The 6,000-nt window shown below is 60.5% G+C and carries 8 protein-coding genes; all 8 read left to right on the plus strand.

What is annotated here, in order from left to right; translation table 11 throughout:
* The first annotated feature begins 47 nt into the window (after nt 1-47).
* Nucleotides 48-551, plus strand: a complete 504-nt coding sequence (gene fliL / locus ACI2KS_RS07210) for a flagellar basal body-associated protein FliL (RefSeq protein WP_404618602.1) — start codon at nt 48-50, stop codon at nt 549-551.
* A 9-nt stretch (nt 552-560) separates the two neighbouring features.
* Complete coding sequence (gene fliM, locus ACI2KS_RS07215) at nt 561-1,529, plus strand: flagellar motor switch protein FliM (RefSeq protein ID WP_404618604.1); 969 nt, start codon at nt 561-563, stop codon at nt 1,527-1,529.
* A gap of 61 nt (nt 1,530-1,590) precedes the next feature.
* On the plus strand, nt 1,591-2,052 hold the full coding sequence (fliN, locus tag ACI2KS_RS07220) for a flagellar motor switch protein FliN (RefSeq protein ID WP_404618606.1): 462 nt from the start codon (nt 1,591-1,593) through the stop codon (nt 2,050-2,052).
* Nucleotides 2,053-2,595 carry a flagellar biosynthetic protein FliO gene (fliO, locus tag ACI2KS_RS07225; protein ID WP_404618608.1) on the plus strand — a complete coding sequence of 181 codons (543 nt, stop codon included), beginning with the start codon at nt 2,053-2,055 and terminating at the stop codon, nt 2,593-2,595.
* Complete coding sequence (gene fliP / locus ACI2KS_RS07230) at nt 2,595-3,338, plus strand: flagellar type III secretion system pore protein FliP (protein ID WP_404618610.1); 744 nt, start codon at nt 2,595-2,597, stop codon at nt 3,336-3,338. Before fliO ends, fliP begins: the two co-directional genes overlap by 1 nt.
* Before the next feature lie 25 nt (nt 3,339-3,363).
* Nucleotides 3,364-3,633: a flagellar biosynthesis protein FliQ gene (fliQ, locus tag ACI2KS_RS07235; protein ID WP_404618611.1), complete on the plus strand. Its 270-nt coding sequence runs from the start codon at nt 3,364-3,366 to the stop codon at nt 3,631-3,633.
* A 6-nt stretch (nt 3,634-3,639) separates the two neighbouring features.
* Nucleotides 3,640-4,425: a flagellar biosynthetic protein FliR gene (gene fliR / locus ACI2KS_RS07240; protein WP_404618613.1), complete on the plus strand. Its 786-nt coding sequence runs from the start codon at nt 3,640-3,642 to the stop codon at nt 4,423-4,425.
* Between the two features lies 1 nt (nt 4,426).
* On the plus strand, nt 4,427-5,566 hold the full coding sequence (flhB, locus tag ACI2KS_RS07245) for a flagellar biosynthesis protein FlhB (protein ID WP_404618615.1): 1,140 nt from the start codon (nt 4,427-4,429) through the stop codon (nt 5,564-5,566).
* Nucleotides 5,567-6,000 lie beyond the last annotated feature (434 nt).

The raw sequence follows: 6,000 nt of genomic DNA on the forward strand, positions 1-6,000 counted from the left end.
CTCTGTCACGCAACACAGAACCCTTTGGATAGTGACGGATTATTGGCATGGCGAAGAGCGACGACGCAGTTAAAGACCCCGCAAAGAAAGGCAAGCTCAAGGTCATCATTATGGTGGTGGTGGGCCTGTTGCTGGCCATAGGTCTGTCGGTCGGCGCAACCTGGTTCATCATGCACAAGTCCCAGGACAAGCCGGATCCGGCGCTGGCGGCTCAGGCTGCGAACGTAAAGAAAGAGGCGATTTTCGAACCTCTGACGCCGCCCTTTGTCGTTAATTACAACGTCAATGGCCGTCAGCGTTACATGCAGGTCAGCATTACCCTGCTGGCACGCGATCACGCTGACCTCGAAGCATTGAAAGTGCACATGCCGGTCATTCGCAACAATCTGGTAATGATGTTCTCCGGTCAGCCGTTCGACACCATTGCCACCCCGGTGGGCATGGAAATGCTGCGCCAGAAGGCCGCTGCCGTGGTGCAGGAAGTCGGGCAGAAGGAACTGGGCAAAAGCGTGATCGAACAGTTGCTTTTCACTAATTACGTACTGCAGTAGGACCACGACATGGCCGTGCAAGACCTGCTGTCCCAGGATGAAATCGACGCGCTGTTGCATGGCGTGGACGATGGTCTGGTGCAGACCGAAAGCATTATGGAACCTGGCAGCGTCAAAAGTTATGACCTGACCAGCCAGGACCGCATCGTCCGCGGACGTATGCCGACCCTGGAAATGATCAACGAGCGTTTCGCCCGTTATACCCGTATCAGCATGTTCAACCTGCTGCGTCGCTCTGCGGACGTGGCGGTGGGCGGTGTGCAGGTGATGAAGTTCGGCGAGTACGTGCACTCGCTGTACGTGCCGACCAGCCTGAACCTGGTGAAGATCAAGCCGTTGCGCGGCACGGCGTTGTTCATCCTGGATGCCAAGCTGGTATTCAAGCTGGTGGATAACTTCTTCGGCGGCGACGGGCGTCACGCCAAGATCGAAGGCCGGGAATTCACGCCGACCGAATTGCGCGTGGTGCGAATCGTGCTGGATCAGGCTTTCATCGACCTCAAAGAAGCCTGGCAGGCAATCATGGAAGTCAACTTCGAGTACATCAACTCGGAAGTGAATCCGGCCATGGCCAACATCGTCGGCCCCAGCGAAGCGATCGTGGTGTCGACCTTCCACATCGAACTCGATGGCGGCGGCGGTGACCTGCACGTGACCATGCCGTACTCGATGATCGAGCCGGTCCGCGAAATGCTCGATGCCGGGTTCCAGTCCGATCTGGACGACCAGGACGAACGCTGGGTCAACGCCCTCAAGCAGGACGTGCTGGACGTCTCGGTGCCACTGAGCGCCACGGTTGCCCGTCGTCAGCTCAAGCTGCGGGACATCCTGCACATGCAGCCGGGTGATGTGATCCCGGTGGAGCTCAACGACCATCTGGTCATGCGCGCCAACGGTGTACCGTCGTTCAAGGTCAAGCTCGGTTCGCACAAGGGTAATCTGGCCCTGCAGGTCGTCGAACCGTTAGAACGCCGCTGACGTTTGCTCGTCAGCTTCAGAATGTGCTGTGTAAAACGAATCAATGCTCGCCGAGGAAACCATGGCTGATGAAAACGATATGAACTCCACAGACGACCAGGCACTGGCCGACGAGTGGGCTGCGGCCCTGGGTGAAGCGGGAGAGGGCGGGCAGGACGACATCGACGCGCTGCTGGCGGCCGATGCCGGAAACTCCACCAACCGTCTGGCCATGGAAGAATTTGGCAGTGTGGCCAAAAACCATGGCCCGGTGACGCTGGACGGTCCGAACCTGGACGTGATCCTCGACATTCCGGTGTCGATCTCCATGGAAGTGGGCAGCACCGACATCAACATCCGCAACCTGCTGCAACTGAACCAGGGTTCGGTGATCGAGCTCGATCGTCTGGCAGGCGAGCCGCTGGATGTGTTGGTCAACGGGACATTGATCGCTCACGGTGAAGTGGTTGTGGTCAACGAGAAGTTCGGCATTCGCCTGACCGACGTGATCAGCCCAAGCGAACGCATCAAGAAGCTGCGCTGAATGCGTGGTTTCCTCAAAGGGCTGGCGGGCCTGTCGGCGCTGATGTTGTCGTGGGCGGTGATGGCGGCCGATCCGGCGACCTCCGCTGCGGTGGCACCTGCCGGCCCGGGCGCTGTGCCGGTGGTTGTGCCGCAGGCTTCGAGTGCGTTGAGCGCCGGGGTCGGCGCGCAACTGCTGCAACTGGTGTTGGGGTTGCTGCTGGTGGTCGGCCTGATCTTCGTACTGGCCTGGCTTATGCGCCGGGTCCAGCGCACCGGTCCTGCGGGCAACCAGGTAATCGAACTGGTCGGCTCGCGCGCCCTCGGGCCGCGCGATCGCCTGGTGCTGGTACAGGTCGGCAAGGAGCAGATCCTGCTCGGCGTGTCGCCAGGCAGCATCACCGCGCTGCACGTAATGAATGATCCAGTCGTGGTGCCTGAAACCCAGAACACCACGCCTGAGTTTGCCAGACGCCTGATGGAAGTCCTGGGCAACAAGGGCATTGCCGGGCCACGGCCGGGCAAAGAAGGTCCTGCTACCCCGGGTCAGAAGGATAACCACTGATGCGCATTGTCTTGACGCTGCTGTTGCTGCTGGCAGCGCCGCTGGCGTTCGCCGCCGACCCGTTGTCGATCCCGGCGATCACGCTGGGTACTGGCGCCAACGGTCAGCAGGAATACTCGGTCAATCTGCAGATCCTGCTGATCATGACCGCGCTGAGCTTCATTCCGGCGTTCGTCATGCTGATGACCAGTTTCACCCGGATCATCATCGTGTTCTCGATTCTGCGTCAGGCGCTGGGTCTGCAGCAGACCCCGTCCAACCAGATCCTTACCGGTATGGCGCTGTTCTTGACCATGTTCATCATGGCGCCGGTGTTCGACCGGGTGAACAACGATGCCTTGCAGCCGTATCTGGCGGAAAAACTCAGCGCTCAGGACGCCGTGGTCAAGGCCGAAGGGCCGATCAAGGACTTCATGCTGGCGCAGACCCGTTCCAGTGATCTGGAGCTGTTCATGCGCCTGTCCAAGCGCACCGACATCGCCACGCCCGATGCCGCGCCGCTGACGATCATCGTTCCGGCGTTCGTGACTTCGGAGCTGAAAACCGCATTCCAGATCGGCTTCATGATTTTCATCCCGTTTCTGATCATCGACCTGGTGGTCGCCAGTGTGCTGATGGCCATGGGTATGATGATGCTGTCGCCGTTGATCATTTCCCTGCCGTTCAAGATCATGCTGTTCGTGCTGGTGGATGGCTGGGCATTGATCATTGGCACGCTGGCCGGCAGCTTTGGCGGCGTATGAACCTGTTTGACGAGGAGTGCCCGGCATGACCCCCGAAGTAGCAGTGGACCTGTTTCGCGAAGCGTTATGGCTGACCACGACCATGGTGGCGATCCTGGTGGTGCCGAGCCTGATCGTCGGCCTGCTGGTGTCGATGTTCCAGGCCGCGACCCAGATCAACGAACAGACCCTGAGCTTTTTGCCGCGTCTGCTGGTGATGCTGGTGACCCTGATCGTCGTCGGCCCTTGGCTGGTGCGCACGTTCATGGAATACATCACCAACCTGTACACCAGCATTCCGCAAGTGATTGGCTGATCGTCGATGGAACCTGTGCTGGCGCTGACCGACACGCAGATCAGCACATGGGTGGCGGCCTTCATGCTGCCGCTGTTTCGCATCGCCGCGGTGCTGATGACCATGCCGATCTTCGGCACTAACCTGGTGCCCAAGCGGGTGCGGCTGTATCTGGCGCTGGCGATCACCTTTGTGGTTGCGCCCAGCCTGCCGGCCATGCCGCAGGTTCACGCGCTGGACCTCAGCGCACTGCTGCTGATCGCCGAGCAGATCATTATCGGCGCCGCGTTGGGCTTGTCGTTGCAGCTGTTCTTTCAGGCGTTCGTGATCGCCGGGCAGATCGTCTCGATCCAGATGGGCATGGGCTTCGCCTCGATGATCGACCCGGTCAACGGCGTGTCGGCCGCGGTCATCGGGCAGTTCTTCACCATGCTGGTCACCTTGCTGTTCCTGTCCATGAACGGCCATCTGGTGGTGTTCGAAGTGCTCATCGAAAGCTTCACCACCTTGCCGGTGGGCGACGGGCTGGTGGCGGCTAACTTCTGGGAGCTGGTGCTGCGCCTGGGCTGGGTGCTCGGTGCCGCGCTGGTGCTGGTGTTGCCGGCGATCACTGCGCTGCTGGTGGTCAACATTGCCATGGGCGTGATGACCCGCGCGGCGCCGCAGCTGAACATCTTCTCGATCGGCTTTCCGCTGACACTGGTGCTGGGCATGGGGATTTTGTGGGTCTCTCTCGGCGATATCATCAATCAGTATCAACCGCTGGCGGTCGACGCCTTGCAGTTGCTCAGGGAAATGGTCAAGGCGCGCTGACATGGCTGAAAGCGAAAGCGGTCAGGACAAGACAGAAGACCCCACGGACAAGCGCAAGAAAGAGGCGCGTGAGAAGGGCGAGATTGCCCGCTCCAAAGAGCTCAACACGGTCATCGTGATGATCGTCGGCGCCGCCGGTTTGCTGGCGTTCGGCGGTTCGATGGCGCAAATGATGATGCAGCTGATGCGCGACAACTTCACCATCTCCCGCGAAGCGCTGATGGATGAACGCAGCATGAGTCTGATGTTGATGGCTTCGGGCAAGGCCGCGCTGTTGTCGGTCCAGCCGATCCTGGTGGCGCTGACCCTGGCCGCACTGATCGGCCCCATCTCGCTGGGCGGCTGGCTGTTCGCAGCGGGCTCGCTGGCGCCCAAGTTCAGCCGCATGAACCCCGCAGCGGGCCTCAAGCGCATGGTCTCGCCCAAGTCGCTGATCGAACTGCTCAAATCCTTTGCCAAGTTTCTCATCGTGCTGGTGGTGGCCATCGTGGTCCTGGCCAAGGACAAGAGCGACCTGCTGGCCATCGCCCACGAGCCGCTGGAGATGGCCGTCGTGCACAGCCTGCAATTGGTGGGCTGGAGCACATTGTGGATGGCGTTCGGCCTGTTGATCATCGCCGCGGTGGACGTGCCGGTACAGCTGTATGAAGCGCACAAGAAGCTGTTGATGACCAAGCAGGAAGTGCGCGATGAGCACAAAGACAGCGAAGGGCGGCCTGAGGTCAAGCAGCGGATTCGGCAGTTGCAGCGCGAGATGTCGCAGCGCCGGATGATGGCGGCGATTCCCGATGCCGACGTGATCATCACCAACCCGACCCACTACGCCGTGGCGCTCAAGTACGACCCGGACAAGGGCGGCGCGCCCATGCTGCTGGCCAAAGGCAGCGATTTCATGGCGCTCAAGATTCGCGAGATTGCGGCGCAGCACCAGATCCTGTTGCTTCAATCGCCGGCGCTGGCCCGTTCGATCTACTACAGCACCGAGCTTGAGCAGGAAATTCCAGCAGGTTTGTACCTGGCCGTGGCGCAGGTATTGGCCTACGTCTACCAGATCCGCCAATACCGTGCCGGACGCGGGAAACGGCCTGATCCGCTGAACGATAACCTGCCGATACCGCCGGATTTAAGGCGCGACTCTTAGGTTCGGGGTTCGGGGTTCGGGGTTCGGGGTTCTGGGTTCTGGGGGTATATCCGTTATTGGGGGTGCTGCAGATATTGGTTCCGCCCTTACGGCGGGTCACTTTCGAAAAGCGCGAAAGTAACCAAAGCGCTTCTGCTCCTGGTTAGGCCCCTCCTGCGTCGGGGTTCCTTCACTCCGGCGACGCTCCGTGGGCCCGCCGCCATCCGCCATCCATGGCGGGGGGCGGCTCTCGCGACATCCATGTCGCTCGGCCCACTCCACGCCGCCTGCGTTCAGCCTGCACCCAAGTCGCGTTCTGCGTCGTCTGGCATATTTTGTCAGGAAGGCAAAATCAAAGGCGAACAGTGACCGTTCACTTATTGGAGGTGCTGCAGATATTGGTTCCGCCCTTACGGCGGGTCACTTTCGAAAAGCGCGAAAGTAACCAAAGCGCT

Source organism: Pseudomonas sp. NPDC087358, assembly GCF_044900785.1.
Lineage (GTDB): Bacteria > Pseudomonadota > Gammaproteobacteria > Pseudomonadales > Pseudomonadaceae > Aquipseudomonas.

What these genes read in the sequence shown, in the direction of transcription:
- fliN (WP_404618606.1), top strand. Translation starts at nt 1,591, where the DNA reads ATGGCTGATGAAAACGATATGAACTCCACAGACGACCAGGCACTGGCC.
- fliP (WP_404618610.1), top strand. Translation starts at nt 2,595, where the DNA reads ATGCGCATTGTCTTGACGCTGCTGTTGCTGCTGGCAGCGCCGCTGGCG.
- flhB (WP_404618615.1), top strand. Translation starts at nt 4,427, where the DNA reads ATGGCTGAAAGCGAAAGCGGTCAGGACAAGACAGAAGACCCCACGGAC.
- fliM (WP_404618604.1), top strand. Translation starts at nt 561, where the DNA reads ATGGCCGTGCAAGACCTGCTGTCCCAGGATGAAATCGACGCGCTGTTG.
- fliQ (WP_404618611.1), top strand. Translation starts at nt 3,364, where the DNA reads ATGACCCCCGAAGTAGCAGTGGACCTGTTTCGCGAAGCGTTATGGCTG.
- fliL (WP_404618602.1), top strand. Translation starts at nt 48, where the DNA reads ATGGCGAAGAGCGACGACGCAGTTAAAGACCCCGCAAAGAAAGGCAAG.
- fliR (WP_404618613.1), top strand. Translation starts at nt 3,640, where the DNA reads ATGGAACCTGTGCTGGCGCTGACCGACACGCAGATCAGCACATGGGTG.
- fliO (WP_404618608.1), top strand. Translation starts at nt 2,053, where the DNA reads ATGCGTGGTTTCCTCAAAGGGCTGGCGGGCCTGTCGGCGCTGATGTTG.